The sequence below is a fragment of the Aeromonas enteropelogenes genome (assembly GCF_020097295.1).
GTDB lineage: Bacteria > Pseudomonadota > Gammaproteobacteria > Enterobacterales > Aeromonadaceae > Aeromonas > Aeromonas enteropelogenes.
Window position 1 is genome coordinate 736,926 of record NZ_CP083625.1, and the last position, 16,894, is coordinate 753,819.

Genomic DNA, 16,894 nt, shown 5'->3' on the forward strand with positions numbered 1-16,894 from the left:
TGCTGTTATGAAAATCGCCGGATTATATATCAGGCAGCAATCAGGATCAGCCCTCATGCCCCGATTTCAGGTGTCTTGGCCGAATTCCCAGCGCCAACAGCGCCACCGCATAGATGGCAGCCCCCAGGGAGAGCAACATGGCCAGTTCCAGGGTGGCCTTGCCCATGCCCCAGGCGCCCCACTGTGCCAGATCCGGCGACAGATAAGCCAGCACGCCCCCCATCAGCAAGGTCGCCACCAGCAATTTGAGACAGAACACTCCGGTCTGGCGGGATGGACGGTAGACGCTCTGTTGATACAGTCCCTTGAACAGCAAGGCTGCGTTCAGGGTGCCGGAGCAAGCGGTGGCCAGCGCCAACCCCACATAACCCAGGGGATAAATAAAGATGAGGTTGCACACCATGTTGGCCACCATGGCCATGATGCCGATGCGCACTGGGGTCTTGGTGTCCTGGCGGGCGTAGTAACCCGGCGCCAGCACCTTGATCAACATCAGCGACAGCAGGCCTGTGGTGGAAGCCAGCAGGCTCGCGCTGGACATGCTCACCTCGTGCAGCCCGAACTCGCCGCGCATGAACAGTACCCGCAGTATGGGTTCACGCATCACCGCAATCCCCACCATGGCGGGCAAGCCAAGCAGCACCACCATCCGCACCCCCCAATCTATGGTGCGGGAGAAATCGGCCGGGTCGGTATCCACATGTTTCTTCGACAAGGCTGGCAAGATCACTGTGCTGATAGCCACTGCAAACAGGCCGAGGGGGAATTCCAGCAGGCGATCAGAATAGTAGAGGTAGCTGATGGCACCGGTGGCCAGAAAAGAGGCCAGCATGGTGTTGATCAGCAGGTTGATCTGGCTGACCGAGACGCCGAATAACGCCGGGATCATCAGGGTGCGGATCTTCACCACACCGGGGTGATGCCATCCCCACTTGGGCCAGACCAGCATGTTGATTTGCCGTAAAAATGGGAACTGGAACAAAAATTGAACCAAGCCGCCCAAAAATACCCCTATTGCCAGCGAGAGCTCGGGCTTCTCCATCATGGGCGCTATCCACCAGGCGGCCGCAATCATGGTGATGTTGAGAAATACCGGGGTAAATGACGAGACGGCAAAACGGCCGAAGGTATTGAGAATGGCCCCCGCCATGGCGGTAAAGGTGATGAACCAGAGATAGGGGAAGGTTATCTTGAGCATCAGACTGGCCAGCTCGAACTTCTCGGCGGCAGGTCCGCCGTGCAACCAGTCCCAGAACCAGCCCCAGCCAAAGATGGCGGTCAGTACGCCCGATCCCACCACGCCGAGCAGGGTCACCACGGTAACTATCCCTCCCAGGGTGCCTGCTACGGCGGCCAGCAACTCGCGCACCTCCCGCTCGTCACCGTTCTTTCTGTACTCCGTCATCACGGGGACAAACGCCTGGTTGAAAGCCCCTTCGGCGAACAGGCGGCGCAGAAAATTGGGAATGCGATTGGCGAAGAAGAAGACGTCGGCAGCCACCCCGGCACCGAGCAGATTCGCGATGACCACATCGCGGATCAGCCCCATCACACGGGATGCCAACGTCATTCCGGACACTATCATGCCGGATTTGATCAATTTCTTACTCAAGACGGGGCCTCTGGAACTGTCAGAATGAAAAGAATGCTGCTAGAATCGGCCGACAGTTTAACCGTCTCCCATCTGACACACCACCGGGGGGCGGTGTTTATTTGCACAAATCATTTGACAATATGTGGTTGGGAAGGCATATTTCTGGGCCTTTTCAATACACTCGCTAAGACAGTTTTAGGAGTTTTACCTTGGCTAACATCAAATCTGCTAAGAAGCGCGCGATTCAGGCAGAAAAACGCCGTCAGCACAACGCCAGCCGTCGTTCCATGACCCGTACCTACCTGAAAAAAGTAATTGCTGCCATCGCCTCTGGCGATAAAGCTGCTGCTGTTGCTGCTTTCGCTGTTGCTCAGCCGATCATGGATCGCATGGCGACCAAAGGCCTGATCCACAAGAACAAAGCTGCTCGTCACAAGAGCCGCCTGTCTGCCCAGATCAAAGCTATGGCTTAATCAGCTCACGCTGACCAAAGCTGAAAAAACCGGCCATTGTGCCGGTTTTTTATTTCTCTTCGCTGCAGTAGAGTCGATGCAGCAAACTGATCACCTCGCGCACCTCATGGCTGCGCAACGAATAGAAGACCGTCTGGGCCTCTTTTCTGGTCGTGACCAATTCATCCCGCCGCAACAAAGCCAGGTGCTGTGACAGGGCAGACTGACTCAGCCCCAACCGCTCGTTAAGTTCCCCGACCGACAGCTCTCGCTCCAGTAGCTGGCACAGAATAAACAGCCTGCGTTCATTGGCCAGCGCCTTGAGAAGCGCCACCGCCTGACCGGCCTTGGCTTCCATCTCTTCCAGTTGCATCACATTTCTCCTCTGCCAGTCGGCGATGATACGTGGTGACGAGCCATTTTAAAACGACAGGGTGGCAGGCTGGATTGCCGAGAAGTTCTCCTGCCCGGCAAACAGGGAGGTGAAATCACTCTCGCATACCCGTTTGACTGCGGGGTGCTGGATCATCCGCTCGGCGAAGATGACGTAGTACTCCTCCGTCAAATCCTGGGTTTCCCCCAGCAACATCACCTCTTCCCCCTCCAGGATCTCCTCCCGGTAGATGGTGGGAGCCATGAAGATACCCTGATTGAAGAAACCAAATGCCTTCATCAGGGCCGCATCGTCAAACTCACCCAGGATGCTCGGCGATACCCCCTGCTGTTCGAACCACTGGGTCAGTTGACGCCCCATGGCGGTACGGCGTCCGGGAATAAGCAGCTTGCGCTCCTCCAGACATGCAGGGAAGGGTTTCTCGGGCAACGGCGCCTTGCAGAAGAAGCTGACACCACAACCCCCGAGCCGCTTGGAGAGCAGCCCCGCATGCTGGCTGGAATCCACCGGGCAGTCGGAAAGGATCATGTCGAGCTTGTGCTCACTGAGCTGCTCCAGCAGTAGTTCGTGGGTCGATTCGAAACAGCGCAGATGAATAGAGCCATCGTTGGGGATGACAGATAGCAGCACCCGGCTGGCGAGGCGCTTGGAGAGGGCGTCGGCGATACCGACGTCAAACAGGATCTGGCTCTCCTTGCGATAGTTGACGATATCCAGCATCTCGTAGGAGAGGCTGAACATCTTGTCGGCATAGCGAAAAACCAGTTGGCCAAGTTCGGTCGCTTCGAGGGAACGTCCCTTGCGCTTGAGCAGTTTGCCACCCAGGCGCTGCTCCAGCAGCTTGATCTGGCCGGTCACGGTTTGTGGTGTCAAAAAAAGGGCTTCCGCTGCCTGGGTAACGGAGCCCTTCTTTTGAGTCATCCAGAAATAGTAGAGGTGGTTGTAGTTAAGGTGTGACATCCGATGGGGTTACCGCTTTTCGCGGGCTCCGATAGCAGCTGAGTTCAACCGCCAGAATGTCATACATGTCGCTGACCGAGTCAACCTTGTTCAAGGTAAACTGTTCCATCAAGCTGGCCTTGAGGCGATCTTTATCCGGCTGGCGATCACCACAATAACGCTTGTTGGTGTGCTTGAGCCGCTCCCCCGCCCGGCTGCTCAAGGCCCGCTCATAGAAGGTTTCTCCGAAACGAGCCTTGGCCTGCTTGTCACCGAGCAGCAGGGCGCTGTCCACTACTCCGTTCAGGTAGGTAGAGCAACTGGCCGAAGCCGCGTCCCGCTTGCACTCTTCCAGACCATCAGCCCAGACAAGGGGGCTGGCCAGCAACAGTAACAACCATGGTGTTTTCATAATCCCTCCGCATTTTGATCTCCCTCCCCCTTGGGAAGAGACAACCGCAGTGCCAGATAGCCAACCAGCGCTGCCATGGTGGAACCCGCCAGGATCCCGAGACGGGAGTAACTGCCATAATCCATCCCGCCATGCTCGAAGGCCAGCGATGCGATAAACATCGACATGGTAAAACCGATACCACAGAGAATGCTGACCGCAAAAATCTGCTTGAAATTGACTCCATTCGGCAACTGGGCGATCCCCAGCTTGACCGACAACCAGCTGATGGTAAACACCCCGAGCGGCTTGCCGACAAACAACCCCAGCATGATCCCCATGGGCACCGGGCTCATCAGGGAGGAGAGACCAATCCCCTCCAGCGAGACCCCGGCGTTGGCAAAGGCAAACAGCGGCAGGATCAGGAAGGCGGACCAGGGGTGCAGCGCATGCTCCAGATGCTTGAGCGGCGACGCATAACGCTTGCCATTGAGCGGGATCATGAAGCCCACCACCACACCAGCCAGAGTCGCATGAACACCGGACTTGAGCACGGCCACCCAAAGTACCAGACCCACCACCATGTAGAGGCTGATCCTGTCCTCGCCACGGCGGTTCATCCAGAACAGGATCAGGGTCGCCATGATGCCTACCGCCAGCGCTGCCAACGACAGCTGTTGGGTATAGAAGAGCGCAATGATGATGATGACCCCCAGGTCATCCATGATCGCCAGCGCCAGCAGGAACACTTTCAGGCTCACCGGCACTCGCTTGCCCAGCAGCGCCATCACGCCAAGGGCAAATGCAATATCGGTAGCGGCAGGGATCGCCCAGCCTGCACGGGCTACTTCGTCCGAATAGTTGAAGAAGGCATAGATGAGGGCCGGAGCCAGCATGCCGCCTACGGCCGCAATGGCCGGGAAGGTCGCCTGCACACGGGACGAGAGCGCACCTTCCAGCATTTCGCGTTTGACTTCCAGACCAACCAGCAGGAAGAAAATCGCCATCAGGCCATCGTTGATCCAGAGCAGCAGCGGCTTGTTGATGTCAAGGGCGGAGATACGTACCTGTACCTGGGTATCGAGGAATGCCTGATACCCACCAGCCAATCCTGTGTTAGCCAATACCATTGCCAGCAATGCCGCCATGATCAGAATAATCCCGGAGGCAGCCTCCAGTTTCAGAAACTTCTTGATTACGTCACTCATGGTTAAAAAGTCCACAGTATTGCTTTTGTTTGAGTCTATAACGCGTAACAACTGATGGAAAATCGTTTCTTGTTGCTCAATACAACGGAAATACCGAAACGAAAAACGAAGGCGCACAATTTCCATGCGCCTTTTCCATCCCCATTCACTACCGATAACCTAGTCATTAAAATGAATTTCCAGTTATTTTCATGAATAAACTCCACTCTGGTTGGTACTGCTCCATCCAGGTTGTCACAGGCTTGCTCAAAGGCCCCATGAGCCGTCGTCGGAGTAGTTGAGTCATGTTCATCCTGGTGCGTTGGAAATCTTCGCAAGCAACAACATATGACGCGCCAGTCACCCCTCCCCCTGACTTAAGGCTATACCCTGAGGCGGTAAATAAAAACTCGATAAAAAAAGCCAGTCAGGAGAATGACTGGCTTTTTGATTGAGTGACGAAGGTGTCACCTCGAACTAAAGAGAGATTACTCTTCCAGGCTGATGCCTATGTTGGAAACCCCCCCCTGGGAGGCAAACTTCTTGATGGCAAGGATGCGATCACTGTCGCGCTCGTGAGCAACCCGCTTGAGTAGTTCAACCTGAAACTCCAGCTCGGCCTCCATGTATTCGTGCTCGTAGAGCTCCTCTTCGGTCAGCTCGCGCTCTTCCAGCATATCAATAAAGCCGGCCACGGTACCAACCGAGGCATGGCTGGCGTCATTGGCCTCTTCCCCCACCCGGCAAATGACAGAGTTGTAGGCACACCCCAGCGCCACACAGGCATCCAGCGCCGGGTAGGCACCGTAAGATTCAAACTTGCGGGGATCCGGAATGTGCGACTCGAAATCTTCGAGGATTGCCCCCAGATTGACCCGGGATCCCTTGACGGTGAGGTAGTTCCACATCTGGTCCAGCGCATGCCGGAAAGAAGCGGCATTGCCAAAACCGGAGGCCTGGCTGAACAGGGCATAGTTGGGGTACATGCGCTCTGCCAGCGCCAGGGTGTAGACGGTCTGCTGCCAAGGCTGTAGCTCGGCCAGTCGCTTATAAAACTTGTCACCAAACACTGGAGTCGGATCCTTTGCAAAATGTGGGGCAGATTGTAGCCCACACAGGACGTGGCGAAAACGAAAATGCGCCCTGGTCGGCTATGTTGCAACATCAACTCGGGTAAGATGAGGGCAAGGGCGACATCTCGTTGCGCCGCGAATTCTGATAAGGAACAAGAGTATGAGCCAACGCACCCTTCTTTTGCTCAGCCAGGATAATGCTCACTACGAACGTCTGCTCAAGGCCGCCAACCTCCCTCACCTGCGCATTCTGCGGGCAGACAATCAGGCCGATGCGGAAAAACTGATCGGCGAAGCCCATATCCTGATGGCGGAACCGGCCCGCGCCAAACCCCTGATCACCAAAGCCCGCAAGCTGACCTGGTTGCAATCCACTTATGCGGGGGTCGACGTCTTGCTGGAGGCGGGTAGCCGTCGAGATTACCAGCTCACCAATGTACGCGACATCTTCGGACCGCTGATGAGCGAATATGTGTTCGGCCATCTGCTCAGCCTGATGCGTCAACTGCCGCTCTACCGGGAGCAACAGAAGCAACGCCTGTGGCAGAGCCACCCCTATCAGGGTCTCAAGGGGCGCACCATGCTGATCCTGGGTACCGGCAGCATTGGCCAGCATATCGCCCATACCGGCAGACACTTTGGGATGAAGGTGCTCGGCATCAGCCGATCCGGGCGGGAACGAGCCGGATTTGAGCAGGTCTATCAGCTCCCAGCCCTGAACAAGCTGCTGGCCCAGGCCGATGTCATCGTCAGCGTGCTGCCTGCCACGCGGGAAACTCGCCACCTCTTCAATGCGGCCCGTTTCGAACACTGCAAGCCGGGAGCCATTTTGTTCAATGTGGGGCGTGGCAGCGCGGTCCAATCCGATGATCTGCTTGCCGCCCTGCGTACCGGCAAGCTGGCCATGGCGGTACTGGATGTGTTCGAGCAGGAACCTCTGCCGGCTGACAGCCCGCTTTGGGGGCAACCCAATCTGATCGTGACCCCGCACAACGGCGCCTACAGTTTCCCGGAAGATGTGGCCCAGATCTTCGTGCGCAACTATATCCGCTTCATCGACGGTCAACCGCTGGAGGGTAAGATCGATTTCGACAAGGGGTACTGATCCGGCCCCACCTCCCAATGAAAAAGGCCCCGCCTGTGTGGCGGGGCCTTTTTATTACGTCAGCAAGAGACGATATCAACTCGCCTCCAGCTCCTTGCGATAACTCTTCACCTGGGCCAGGAACTGACGACGTTCCTTGCCACTGAGCGCTTCGGCCATCGGCAACTTGGCTGTCATGGCATTGACCGGACGGTTGTTGATGCGCAGCTCGTAGTGCAGATGGGCACCGGTAGAGCGGCCGGTATTGCCCGACAGGCCAATCTTGTCGCCCATCTTCACCCGTTGGCCCGGCTTGACCAGCAGCTTGCTCAGGTGCAGATAGCGGGTCGCCAGGGTTCGTCCATGTTTGATGACGATATAGGTGCCCGCCAACGGGTGACTGGTCGCCTTCTGGACGACGCCATCACCGGTTGCCAACACTGGCGTCCCTATCGGCAAAGCAAAGTCGGTGCCTTCATGGGGACGGATAGCCCCCGTCACAGGGTGTTTGCGCGCCGGGTTGAAGTTGGAACTGATCCGGTAACGGCTGTGGGTGGGATAACGGCGGAAACCGCGCTCCAGACTGTTGCCCTCACCATCGTAATAGTTGCCATCTCCGGCAAGCCAGGCCGATACCGTCTTGCCCTGACTGGTCACTTCGACTCCCAGCAGCTGGCTGTTGCCCGTGCCCTTGCCTTCAACCGTCTCCTGACGCACCAGCACCTTGAATTTGTCGCCCTTTTTCAAGTCCTTGGCAAAGTTGAGCCGCCATTGAAACAGGTTTGCGATCTTCTGGATGTGGTTGGCCGGAATGCCAGCATTACGGGCACTGACATAGAAGCTGCCGTTGATCACCCCGTTGTAACGCTGCGGCTGCCACTCCACCTTTTCGTTGAGCATGGAGGAGGTGTAGGCATCATCGCTGCGCGACATTACCAGTGTTTGCTTGATATTCAGACGGATCTTGAGTTGCTGCAGTATGTTGTCCTGATCGATCAGCAGCTCGATATTTTGCCCGGGTTTGAGACGAGCCAGATAGTTCTTGTTGTCAGCATCCAGCACCTTGTAAAGGGTGGTGGTAGAGAGTCCCAGATTGTTAAAGATCGCCGTCAGATTCTCGCCACTGCGGACCTGATAATCCTGCCATTGTGGGGTGGTATCGACCGGGATGTCATCTTCGGGTGTGCTCGGCTCAACCAGCTCGTGATCCGGGATTTCGTTGAAGTCGGTGTTGTTTTCGTTGGTTGCCGTACCGGCAGTATCAATTGGCAACTCAAGGCGCAATGGCCGTTCCAGGATATCGCCTGGTGCCGGGAGCAATGCGACGGCTGAAAGGGTCATGGCCGTCAACATTACCATGGCATAAAAGTGTTTGCGGGGAACCGGTGGTTCCCAGTTGGCAGCCTGCGCGACCAAGGGACGGAGACGTTTCATCCGCTATCCTGTGTTTAGATCTAAATAGTGTGAGTTGCGATGTCAGTTGTGACAAAACCGTATAAAACTGATTTTTGGACAAATAAAGATACAAAAAGTTCATCGCAATCTGCATGAACCTCACATTTTATGCATAACCTTCCCTTATGGGCAGAAATGATCGCCTTTTTTAACGATTTTTTCTTATTTTTAAGAACTGGGTCAGACTCGATTCGGAACAAGGCACATAAATGTTGCAATAACTTTTCCATGGAGTGGATATGTCGCTAGCAAAATTGTTAAACAGAATTATTTTCGTTCTGTTTCTAATCGGTGCCGTTCTGCTGCTTCTGCTTGAGATCACGACCGTCCGCCAATCCATCATCGACCAGATGTCGGCCAATCTGGAGACGGCGATTACCGCCCTGGGTCTGGTACTGCAGGGCACCCTGCTCAACGATGACAAGGTACTGGCCGAAACCATCGTCAATGCCATGTTCGATGGCGGTTTTGTCAGCGCTGTGACCCTGGTTGATCCCGATGGCCAGATACTGCTCAACAAGGTATTTCAATCCTCCCAGCAGAATGTGCCGTCCTGGCTCCCTTCGGTCATTGACATGCCACCTGTCAGGAGCGAACAAGAGCTGACCGATGGTTGGCGCATACTGGGCACACTGACGCTGGAAGGACACAGTGGTTATGCCTATCAGCATCTGTGGAATGCCATCAGCCGCACCGGCTTTGCCTTGCTGGCAGGGCTGCTGGTTTTTACCCTGGCGATCTCCTGGGCCTGCAAGCGACTGCTGCAACCACTGACAGAGATCAACCTGCAACTTGGCCGGCTTCGCAAGCATCAGTACAACAACACCTTGTCCACCCCCTGGCTGCACGATCTCAGAGAAGTGACATCCTCCATCAATCAACTGATCTCGGAACGAAAACGGGATCTGCTGCAACAACGCCTCAAGATCACCCAACTGGGTAAACAGCTTCCTATGACACCTCACGTTCCGTTGCATGGAATGGTTTCACAAGCTAGAGGAGGCTATCTGCAAACATTTTTCTCAACCCAGGGAGAGATCCCCCTCTATCAACGATTCCTGCCTGAGCAAACAGTGTCAGCCGACAGTGAGCTCTCAGTTATCGAAGCGGCCCTGGCGCCATGGCTACAACAAAACGTCGAGGGCATCTCTTTGCCGCTTTCCCTGCTCAACCACCCACAATGGCCGGAAATAGCCCCCTTGCTGACCCAGGGCCGTGGCAAGACACTGGATTGGCGCTGGGATCTCCCCGCCTTTCCGAATCAAGGGCAGTCCCTCCTGCTCTCACTGCAAGAGCAGGGGGTTGAACTCGCTTTCAGCGCCATTCCTCTCAATGCGGACACCCTCAATCAACTCGATCCTCTCAATCCCGTGTTTATCTGCTGCCAGATAACGGAGGCTCCTCTTTACTGGCATCTGGTCTCGCAAACTATGCATGCAGCCGGTTACACCCTGTTGGCCGAGGCGGGCGAGCTGGCTGAAGTAGACAAGTTGCGCAGTTGGGGGATCGACGGATATGCCAGGGAGGTTCAATCATGAGAAGGATAAGCCTGTTATTGGCCCTGCTTTGGCAACCGGCTGCCACGGCAGCCTCCGTCACCATTGGCACCGGGGGTGAACAGGGGATATACCATCAAATCATGGGGGAATTTTGTCGCCTGGCTCCGCAGTTGAACTGCCAGTTGCAAGCCACCTCCGGCTCACTGGAGAACTTGCAGCGCCTGAAGAGCAGCGACGTCTCTTACGCCATGGTGCAGTCAGACTGGCTCTACCAGGCCAGCCAGGGCGCAGGCCCTTTCACCGGCAAGCCACAACCCGAGTTGCGAGCCTTGTTCGCCACTCATGCTGAGCCTTTTACCATAGTGATCCGCGCCGATGGTGATATCACCAAACTGGAGCAGCTCAAACTTGCCCCCATCGACATGGGATTGAAAAACTCCGGTACCCGCCAAACCGCTCTGGCGCTGTTCAACCTGCTGGGAATAAAAGAGCAGGATCTCGACCTCAAGAGCATGGCGAACCTGCCCGAGTCCCTGTGCAGCAAACAGATAGATGCCTTCGCCGTCGTCATGGGCCATCCGAACCGCCATGTACTCAATGCCGCCAAACGCTGCGCCATTAGTTTCTTGCCGGTAGATGGAGAGCTCAGGGAACAACTGATCAAAGACGTCAAATACTACCAGCGCAGTCAAATACCAGCCCGCATCTATCCGGGCAATCTCAAGGCGACCCCGACCTTCGCCATCGCCGCCACTCTGGTTACCAATGCCACTATGCCGGAAGAAGCTGTTTACCAGCTGACCAAGGCCATGGTGGACCAGCAAACCAAGTTCAATGAACAGACCTATGGCTATGCCAATATGTTTTATCGGGCCCGCAACAAGACGGGCCCTGTGCTGAGCATTGAACAACACCCCGGTGCGGCGCGTTATTTTGCCGAGTTGAAAGCGGCCGGGAAACTATAACTGACGACGTGGCGTGCGCAGATGTTCGCTGGAAAAGCGAGTCTTCATGGCAGTCCACTGCGCCAGCCTGTCTGCGCTCCCCGCCAGGGTTCCCTCTCTACGGGACTTCATGATCCAGATGCTTTTGGCATCGAAGCTGTAGACGGGAATAAGATCGGTGCGCTTGCTGCCTGGCAGGATCCGGCTGTTGATATTGTCGAGCACTAGCGGGTCTGATTTGGGGGTCGGAAAATAAAGCGTCACCATGTGAAACTGGTTGTATCTCACCGCCTTGACGTAGGCCAACCGCAACTTCCCCTCCGCTACCCCCAGCTCCATGAGTGTGTAGTATTTGGAAATGCTGTAGTCCTCGCAGTCTCCACCGCGGGCGCCGATAAATTCCAGCGGATTGGCCCAGTAATCCTCCATCCCCCACAGCTTGGGATCATCGCTGTAGGTCAGATTGTTGAAGTAATTGTTCACCAGCTCGAGCTTTTGCTGATCCGTGGTGCCAGCCCGCGGCGCAAGCAGGCGGGAGAATGCCTCGGCCCGCTGGATCGCCCTGCCGCCATACACTTCCTGCAATTTGGCCTGCAATTCGGGGCTGGCGATATAGTCGGAGAGACGAGAGGCCTGCACGCTGTTCCCCAAAAGGACCAACGCACAGGCAGGGATGAGCCACCATTTCATACCGGACACTCCATGCCAGATGCTGGAGGTCAGTATAGTCGGCGGGCCAAGCGCTATCGCGACAAGGACAGGCTTAACGGCACTGGGCGAAGGCATCTGCCAATTGCTGCATGAACTGGGGATAGCCATCCGGACCGAGCGGCACCTGCTCGCCCACTTCGTCCAGCAGCAATACCCTGGCCCCGGTATTGCGGGCCACCGACTCTATAACGGCGGGGGAAAACTGCGGTTCGGCATAGATGCAACTGGCCTGCTTCTCTTCCAGTGCCTTGCGGATTTCCACCAGCGTTCTGGCTCCCGGGCGGCGTTCCGGACTCACTGTGAAGTGACCCTTCGAACTCATGCCGTAGTGGCGCTCCCAGTAGCCATAGGCTTCATGGAACACGAAATATCCCTTCTGGTTCACCGCCTTCATCTGTTCGGCAATGATCTTGTCCTTGGCATCGACCTTGGCATCAAAGGCGGCGAGATTGGCCTCATAACGAGACTTGTTGGCCGGATCCTGCTTGCCAAGCTCGACGGCGATGGCGCGAGCGATGACCTTGGCCTGGGTCGGTCCCAGCCAGAGGTGGGGATCGATGCCCTCGTGGTGATGTCCCTCGTGGCCATCGTGGTCATGACCTTCATGTTCTTCATCTGCGTGCTCTTCATGCCCCTCCTGCCTGGCGTAGTCAAACAGCGGCATGCCCTCGACCTGGGTCAGGGTCAACACATGAGGATGGTTGGCCAGTGGTTTGGCCATGAAGCCTTCCAGTTCAGGGCCGACCCACACCACCAGATCGGCGTCATTAATGCTGCGAATATCGGAAGGACGCAGGGAGAAATCATGGGGAGACGCGCCGGTGGGTAGCAGAACCTTGGGCTCGCTCACGCCGTCAGTGATGGCGGCGGCGATAAAACCGAGGGGCTTGATGGTAGTCAGTACCTCAAGGGCACGAACGGGCAAACTCACTGCCAGCAGGGCAGTGATCAGGGCAAGAATTCGCATTGGGGGTCTCGTCAGCAGGTGTCAGTGTGATAATATAACAAACCAATTTTTTTGTTATATTATAACTCTCACTGGCTGTAAACCCCGGAGTTGTCATGACCCAACTGGTGGAGCTGAAAGAGGTCAGTCTGTCGTTCGATGGACGCTCTGTGCTCGACAAGGTCTCCTTTACCCTCAATAAAGGCAAAATTACCACCCTGGTCGGCCCCAACGGGGCAGGCAAAAGCACCCTCAGCAAACTGGTGCTGGGCCTGCTCACCCCGGATTCCGGCGAGATCAACCGTAGCCGTGATTTACGGGTCGGTTATGTCCCCCAGCGCCTCTATCTCGATCCCACCCTGCCGCTGACGGTTCGCCGCTTCCTGCAACTGGGCAAAAACAGTCGCCTCTCCATTGAGGAGGCACTGGGCCGAGTCGGCGCCCAGGAGTTGCTGGACAACCGAATGCAGAAACTCTCAGGCGGCGAGATGCAGCGGGTGCTGCTGGCCCGCGCCCTGCTGGTCAAACCCGAGCTGCTGGTACTGGACGAACCGGTACAGGGGGTCGACATCAACGGCCAGATCGAGCTCTATGCCCTCATCGGTCAGCTGGCCGCCGAGCTCAACTGCGCCGTGCTGATGGTCTCCCACGACCTGCACCTGGTGATGGCCAGCACCCACGAGGTGATCTGCCTCAATCGCCACGTCTGCTGCCATGGCGAGCCGGAGAGCGTGGCGCGCCACCCCGAATTTGCCCGTCTGTTCGGGCGGCCCGAGCAGGAGGTACTGGCGGTCTACACCCACCATCACCACTGCGACGGCGAACACCATCATCATGAACCGCAGGCTCCCGTCATTCGCCTGCCCTCTCGCAACAAATAGCGCAAGCAATAGGACCTTCAAGTGGACAGCTTTCTGTTATATGCCCTCGCGGCAGGTCTCGGCATCGCCCTGCTGGCCGGCCCCCTCGGCAGCTTCGTGGTATGGCGCAAGATGGCCTATTTCGGCGACACCCTCTCCCACGCCTGCCTGTTCGGCATCGCGCTGGGTATCCTGCTGCAGGTGGATCTCACCCTGGCGGTGGTGGTCTGCTGCCTCGCCATGGCCATGCTGCTGGTGATCATGAGCCGCAACCAGCAGGTGGCCACCGACACCCTGCTCGGCATCCTGGCCCACAGCGCACTGTCGCTGGGTCTGGTTACCTTGAGCTTTATGGACAACGTGCGGGTCGATCTGATGGCCTACCTGTTCGGTGACCTGCTCTCGGTGCAGCCGATGGACCTGATCTGGATCTATGGTGGCGGCGCCCTGGTGCTGCTCACCCTGTGGCGATTGTGGGATCCCCTGCTCTCCATGACCATCTCGGAGGAGCTGGCGCGGGTTGAAGGGATCCGGGTCGATGTGCTGCGCTGCGTGCTGATGTTGCTGATTGGCCTGGTGATCGCCGTGGCGATGAAGTTTGTCGGGGCGCTCATCATCACCTCGCTCTTGATCATTCCCGCTGCCACCGCTCGCCGCTTCAGCCAGACGCCGGAGCAGATGGCCAGCTTTGCCGCACTGATCGGCTGCCTGGCGGTACTGGGCGGCCTCACCCTCTCCTGGTATCAGGACACCCCGGCCGGTCCATCGGTCGTCGTCTGCGCCACCAGCCTCTTTATCCTGAGCCAGTTCAAACGCGCCTGAGCGGCTCCGTCTCCCCGGGGCGCAGGCTGGCCTGCGCCTCCTGCCAGAGCCACTGGCGCAGCCGGTTGATGGCGGGCTCATGGGCCCGCGAGCGCTTGCAGACAAAGTAGAAGTTGTCCCCGGTCTCGAGGGCATGCAGCGGCAAGCGCACCAGACGGGGATCCTCCGGCTGCAGCATGTAATCGTTGATGAGCGCCACCCCCTGATCCCAGTTGGCCGCCTCCAGCGCCAGCAGGATATGGCTGAAGTGGTGCATTCTTGCCTCGGGCGCAATCATCAGCCCGCCCGCCTCCGCCCAGCGTCGCCAATCCTCCCCCTTCTCCCTGTAAATCGCTTGGATGGAGAGCAACGGCAGCTGCCACAGGGCTGCCGGCCACTCCCCCTCCACCTGCTGCCACAGGCGCCGGCTGCACACCGGCATCAACCGCTCCCGATAGAGCAGATCGTGGACATAGCCACGCCCCTCGGGGGAGACGGTGATGAAGCAATCCGCCACCCGATCAGAAAGCTCGGGATCTTCTGCCACCATCTCCAGGCTCAGATCCAGTTCGGGGTAGAGTTGGCGCAGACCGGCCAGGCGCGGGATCAGCCACTTCACCGCAAACGAGCTGTAGACCGCGAGGCGCAGCCGCATCTCGCCGCCACCACGCAGTTGCTCGCTGCACTGGGCAATCTGGGCCAGGCCCGCAGCAATGCCCTCGAAATAGACCTCCCCTTGCGGCGTCAATGACAGCGCTCGCCCCTGACGCAGCAGCAGCCGCTCCCCCAGAAAATCCTCCAGCAAGCGGATCTGGTGGCTGACCGCGCTCTGGCTGACGTTGAGCTCAAGGGCGGCGCGGGAGAAGCTCAACAAACGGGCAACCGCCTCAAAATATTGGACGGCGCGCAGGGGGGGCAATTTCATTATCCAAAAATCTCATAGATGGTTATTTTTTATCATTTTACTGGATAACTGCGCCCGAGCTACCCTTCTCTACTCTGAAACGGGAGGCGGTATGAATGCAGTCGGGATCGGCATCCTCTATCTGGTGCTGGGCAACATGGTGGCGGTTTTTTCTGATGCGCTGGTCAAGGTGCTGGAACCGAGCCAGCCCGTCTTTCAGTTTGTCTTTTTCCGCCAGCTCTCTGCCGCCATCCTGCTGGCCCCCTGGCTGCTCTGGTCGTGGCGTCGCCACCCGCCGGTGGCGCTCAAGTGGCATCTGCTGCGTGCCCACATCTGGGCGGTCGGCGTCTGCCTGATGGTGATCGCCCTCACCCGCTTGCCACTCGCCACCGCCAACGCCCTCTTCTACGCTGCGCCCCTGATGATGGTGCCGCTGGCGGTATGGCTGGCGGGGGAGGCCATCTCGCGCCAGAAGGTGTTGACGGCCTTTATCGGCTTCGTCGGGGTGCTCATCGTGCTGCGCCCGACCGAGGTGAACTGGGCTGCACTCGCGGCACTCGGGGTGGCGCTCTCCATGGCGGTCAACAATTTGCTGATCAAGCGGATCCCGCTCAAGCAGCCCATCGCCCAGACCCTGTTCTTCACCAATGTGCTGAGCATGCCCTTCATCCTGGCGCTGGCCTTCTGGGAAGGGGGAGAGTGGCAGTGGCAGATGTGGTGGCCAGCCTTCGGCTCGTCGGCACTCATCATGGTCTATGCCGGATTGTGCGTGATGGCCTATCGCAAGGCGGAGGCGAGCAAGATCGCCTCGGCGGAATATACGGGCCTGTTGATGGCTGTCGCCATCGGGGTGTGGCTGTTTGACGAGCAGCCCGGCCTGCCGCTGCTGCTGGGCTGTCTGTGCATCATATTGCCGCTGGTGGCCATGGCCCGTGGCAAGCCAAAACCGCTGGCCGAACCTGCGGTCTGAACAAAACCGAGGGTCACACCAGCAGTGGAGCGACCCTCTTCCTCAGGTGCGGGAGCACATCCTGCTCGAACCAGGGATTTTTCCTGAGCCAGAAGGTGTTACGCGGTGAAGGGTGCGGTAACGGCAGCCAGCCGGGCCCGTACTCTGCCCAGCTGCGCACTGTTTCGGCCAGCGACCCCTTGCCCGACTCGCGCAGATAATAGTTTTGCGCGTACTGGCCGATGAGCAGGGTCAGCTCGATATTGGGCAGCAACATCAGCACCTTGTCGTGCCAGGTCGGGGCACACTCGGGCCGAGGCGGCAGATCCCCCGACTTGCCCTTGCCGGGGTAGCAGAGGCCCATCGGCATGATGGCGATGCGGGATTCATCGTAGAAGGTGGCCTTGTCCACTCCGAGCCAGTGACGCAGCCGGTCGCCGGACGCGTCGTCCCAGGGGATGCCGCTGGCATGAACCCGGGTACCGGGCGCCTGGCCGATGATCAGCAGACGAGCACTCCCGGCCCCCCGGATCACCGGGCGCGGCCCTAGCGGCAGATGGGCTTCGCACAGACGGCAGGCCCTGATTTGCTCAAACAGGATATCGATACGTTGCATGGGGCTCATAGTAACAGCTTTTCCCGGTTTCCCTCTTGTGAAAGCCAAACGAGACACATATCATCTCAACGCGCGTTTAATTTAATAAACAGGTG

Annotated in this window: 18 protein-coding genes; 7 read left to right on the forward strand and 11 right to left on the reverse strand. The window is 57.7% G+C overall.

Annotated features, from left to right (window positions below):
• Nucleotides 1-46: 46 nt before the first annotated feature.
• Complete coding sequence (gene murJ / locus LA321_RS03370; RefSeq protein ID WP_042071062.1) at nt 47-1,612, reverse strand: murein biosynthesis integral membrane protein MurJ; 1,566 nt, start codon at nt 1,610-1,612, stop codon at nt 47-49.
• 191 nt (nt 1,613-1,803) lie between these two features.
• Between murJ and rpsT the strand changes: the two genes are divergently transcribed.
• The gene (gene rpsT / locus LA321_RS03375; protein WP_042025858.1) at nt 1,804-2,067 is read left to right on the forward strand and encodes a 30S ribosomal protein S20; all 264 of its coding nucleotides are present in this window, start codon (nt 1,804-1,806) and stop codon (nt 2,065-2,067) included.
• Between the two features lie 49 nt (nt 2,068-2,116).
• Here the strand turns inward: rpsT and LA321_RS03380 are convergent, their stop codons facing one another.
• The 5 genes from LA321_RS03380 to LA321_RS03400 all read right to left on the reverse strand — a co-directional run bounded on the left by LA321_RS03380 (nt 2,117) and on the right by LA321_RS03400 (nt 6,027).
• The gene (locus LA321_RS03380) at nt 2,117-2,419 is read right to left on the reverse strand and encodes an ArsR/SmtB family transcription factor (RefSeq protein WP_026457879.1); all 303 of its coding nucleotides are present in this window, start codon (nt 2,417-2,419) and stop codon (nt 2,117-2,119) included.
• Between the two features lie 48 nt (nt 2,420-2,467).
• Nucleotides 2,468-3,400 carry a transcriptional activator NhaR gene (gene nhaR, locus LA321_RS03385; RefSeq protein WP_042025859.1) on the reverse strand — a complete coding sequence of 311 codons (933 nt, stop codon included), beginning with the start codon at nt 3,398-3,400 and terminating at the stop codon, nt 2,468-2,470.
• Nucleotides 3,387-3,791, reverse strand: coding sequence for a hypothetical protein (locus LA321_RS03390; RefSeq protein ID WP_042025860.1), 405 nt, complete (start codon nt 3,789-3,791; stop codon nt 3,387-3,389). Before LA321_RS03390 ends, nhaR begins: the two co-directional genes overlap by 14 nt.
• Complete coding sequence (gene nhaA / locus LA321_RS03395) at nt 3,788-4,978, reverse strand: Na+/H+ antiporter NhaA (protein WP_026456084.1); 1,191 nt, start codon at nt 4,976-4,978, stop codon at nt 3,788-3,790. The genes LA321_RS03390 and nhaA overlap by 4 nt, the downstream gene beginning before the upstream one ends.
• A 467-nt stretch (nt 4,979-5,445) precedes the next feature.
• A complete protein-coding gene (locus LA321_RS03400) occupies nt 5,446-6,027 on the reverse strand; it encodes a YjaG family protein (RefSeq protein WP_042071060.1) in 582 nt (193 codons plus the stop codon).
• 163 nt (nt 6,028-6,190) lie between these two features.
• Between LA321_RS03400 and LA321_RS03405 the strand changes: the two genes are divergently transcribed.
• Entirely contained in the window at nt 6,191-7,135 is a 945-nt protein-coding gene (locus tag LA321_RS03405) for a D-2-hydroxyacid dehydrogenase (protein WP_042071058.1), read from the forward strand.
• 75 nt (nt 7,136-7,210) lie between these two features.
• Here the strand turns inward: LA321_RS03405 and mepM are convergent, their stop codons facing one another.
• The gene (gene mepM, locus LA321_RS03410; protein ID WP_026456082.1) at nt 7,211-8,548 is read right to left on the reverse strand and encodes a murein DD-endopeptidase MepM; all 1,338 of its coding nucleotides are present in this window, start codon (nt 8,546-8,548) and stop codon (nt 7,211-7,213) included.
• Nucleotides 8,549-8,808: 260 nt separating this feature from the next.
• On the opposite strand from mepM, the gene LA321_RS03415 reads away from it, so the two are divergent.
• On the forward strand, nt 8,809-10,107 hold the full coding sequence (locus LA321_RS03415) for a LapD/MoxY N-terminal periplasmic domain-containing protein (protein ID WP_042071056.1): 1,299 nt from the start codon (nt 8,809-8,811) through the stop codon (nt 10,105-10,107).
• Complete coding sequence (locus LA321_RS03420) at nt 10,104-11,033, forward strand: TAXI family TRAP transporter solute-binding subunit (protein ID WP_042071054.1); 930 nt, start codon at nt 10,104-10,106, stop codon at nt 11,031-11,033. The genes LA321_RS03415 and LA321_RS03420 overlap by 4 nt, the downstream gene beginning before the upstream one ends.
• On the opposite strand, the gene LA321_RS03425 is transcribed toward LA321_RS03420, so the two are convergent.
• Nucleotides 11,028-11,702: a transglutaminase-like cysteine peptidase gene (locus tag LA321_RS03425; RefSeq protein WP_042071052.1), complete on the reverse strand. Its 675-nt coding sequence runs from the start codon at nt 11,700-11,702 to the stop codon at nt 11,028-11,030. The two genes, LA321_RS03420 and LA321_RS03425, sit on opposite strands and share 6 nt — an antisense overlap.
• Before the next feature lie 73 nt (nt 11,703-11,775).
• Nucleotides 11,776-12,690, reverse strand: coding sequence for a zinc ABC transporter substrate-binding protein ZnuA (gene znuA, locus LA321_RS03430; protein ID WP_042071050.1), 915 nt, complete (start codon nt 12,688-12,690; stop codon nt 11,776-11,778).
• A gap of 95 nt (nt 12,691-12,785) precedes the next feature.
• Between znuA and znuC the strand changes: the two genes are divergently transcribed.
• Together znuC and znuB are read left to right on the forward strand one after the other, a co-directional pair.
• Nucleotides 12,786-13,550: a zinc ABC transporter ATP-binding protein ZnuC gene (znuC, locus tag LA321_RS03435; RefSeq protein ID WP_026456078.1), complete on the forward strand. Its 765-nt coding sequence runs from the start codon at nt 12,786-12,788 to the stop codon at nt 13,548-13,550.
• Between the two features lie 21 nt (nt 13,551-13,571).
• Complete coding sequence (znuB, locus tag LA321_RS03440) at nt 13,572-14,351, forward strand: zinc ABC transporter permease subunit ZnuB (protein WP_042071048.1); 780 nt, start codon at nt 13,572-13,574, stop codon at nt 14,349-14,351.
• On the opposite strand, the gene LA321_RS03445 is transcribed toward znuB, so the two are convergent.
• Nucleotides 14,338-15,255, reverse strand: a complete 918-nt coding sequence (locus tag LA321_RS03445) for a LysR substrate-binding domain-containing protein (RefSeq protein WP_042071046.1) — start codon at nt 15,253-15,255, stop codon at nt 14,338-14,340. The two genes, znuB and LA321_RS03445, sit on opposite strands and share 14 nt — an antisense overlap.
• Before the next feature lie 91 nt (nt 15,256-15,346).
• Between LA321_RS03445 and LA321_RS03450 the strand changes: the two genes are divergently transcribed.
• Nucleotides 15,347-16,204: a DMT family transporter gene (locus LA321_RS03450; protein ID WP_042071044.1), complete on the forward strand. Its 858-nt coding sequence runs from the start codon at nt 15,347-15,349 to the stop codon at nt 16,202-16,204.
• 13 nt (nt 16,205-16,217) lie between these two features.
• On the opposite strand, the gene LA321_RS03455 is transcribed toward LA321_RS03450, so the two are convergent.
• Entirely contained in the window at nt 16,218-16,799 is a 582-nt protein-coding gene (locus tag LA321_RS03455) for a uracil-DNA glycosylase family protein (protein WP_042071042.1), read from the reverse strand.
• Between the last annotated feature and the right edge of the window lie 95 nt (nt 16,800-16,894).

Bases quoted from the DNA above. Each gene is read 5' to 3' on its own strand.
- nhaR (WP_042025859.1), bottom strand. From the start codon at position 3,400: ATGTCACACCTTAACTACAACCACCTCTACTATTTCTGGATGACTCAA.
- LA321_RS03415 (WP_042071056.1), top strand. From the start codon at position 8,809: ATGTCGCTAGCAAAATTGTTAAACAGAATTATTTTCGTTCTGTTTCTA.
- LA321_RS03450 (WP_042071044.1), top strand. From the start codon at position 15,347: ATGAATGCAGTCGGGATCGGCATCCTCTATCTGGTGCTGGGCAACATG.
- LA321_RS03380 (WP_026457879.1), bottom strand. From the start codon at position 2,419: ATGCAACTGGAAGAGATGGAAGCCAAGGCCGGTCAGGCGGTGGCGCTT.
- LA321_RS03455 (WP_042071042.1), bottom strand. From the start codon at position 16,799: ATGCAACGTATCGATATCCTGTTTGAGCAAATCAGGGCCTGCCGTCTG.
- mepM (WP_026456082.1), bottom strand. From the start codon at position 8,548: ATGAAACGTCTCCGTCCCTTGGTCGCGCAGGCTGCCAACTGGGAACCA.
- LA321_RS03445 (WP_042071046.1), bottom strand. From the start codon at position 15,255: ATGAAATTGCCCCCCCTGCGCGCCGTCCAATATTTTGAGGCGGTTGCC.
- LA321_RS03420 (WP_042071054.1), top strand. From the start codon at position 10,104: ATGAGAAGGATAAGCCTGTTATTGGCCCTGCTTTGGCAACCGGCTGCC.
- znuC (WP_026456078.1), top strand. From the start codon at position 12,786: ATGACCCAACTGGTGGAGCTGAAAGAGGTCAGTCTGTCGTTCGATGGA.
- LA321_RS03390 (WP_042025860.1), bottom strand. From the start codon at position 3,791: ATGAAAACACCATGGTTGTTACTGTTGCTGGCCAGCCCCCTTGTCTGG.
- LA321_RS03405 (WP_042071058.1), top strand. From the start codon at position 6,191: ATGAGCCAACGCACCCTTCTTTTGCTCAGCCAGGATAATGCTCACTAC.
- nhaA (WP_026456084.1), bottom strand. From the start codon at position 4,978: ATGAGTGACGTAATCAAGAAGTTTCTGAAACTGGAGGCTGCCTCCGGG.
- LA321_RS03425 (WP_042071052.1), bottom strand. From the start codon at position 11,702: ATGAAATGGTGGCTCATCCCTGCCTGTGCGTTGGTCCTTTTGGGGAAC.
- znuA (WP_042071050.1), bottom strand. From the start codon at position 12,690: ATGCGAATTCTTGCCCTGATCACTGCCCTGCTGGCAGTGAGTTTGCCC.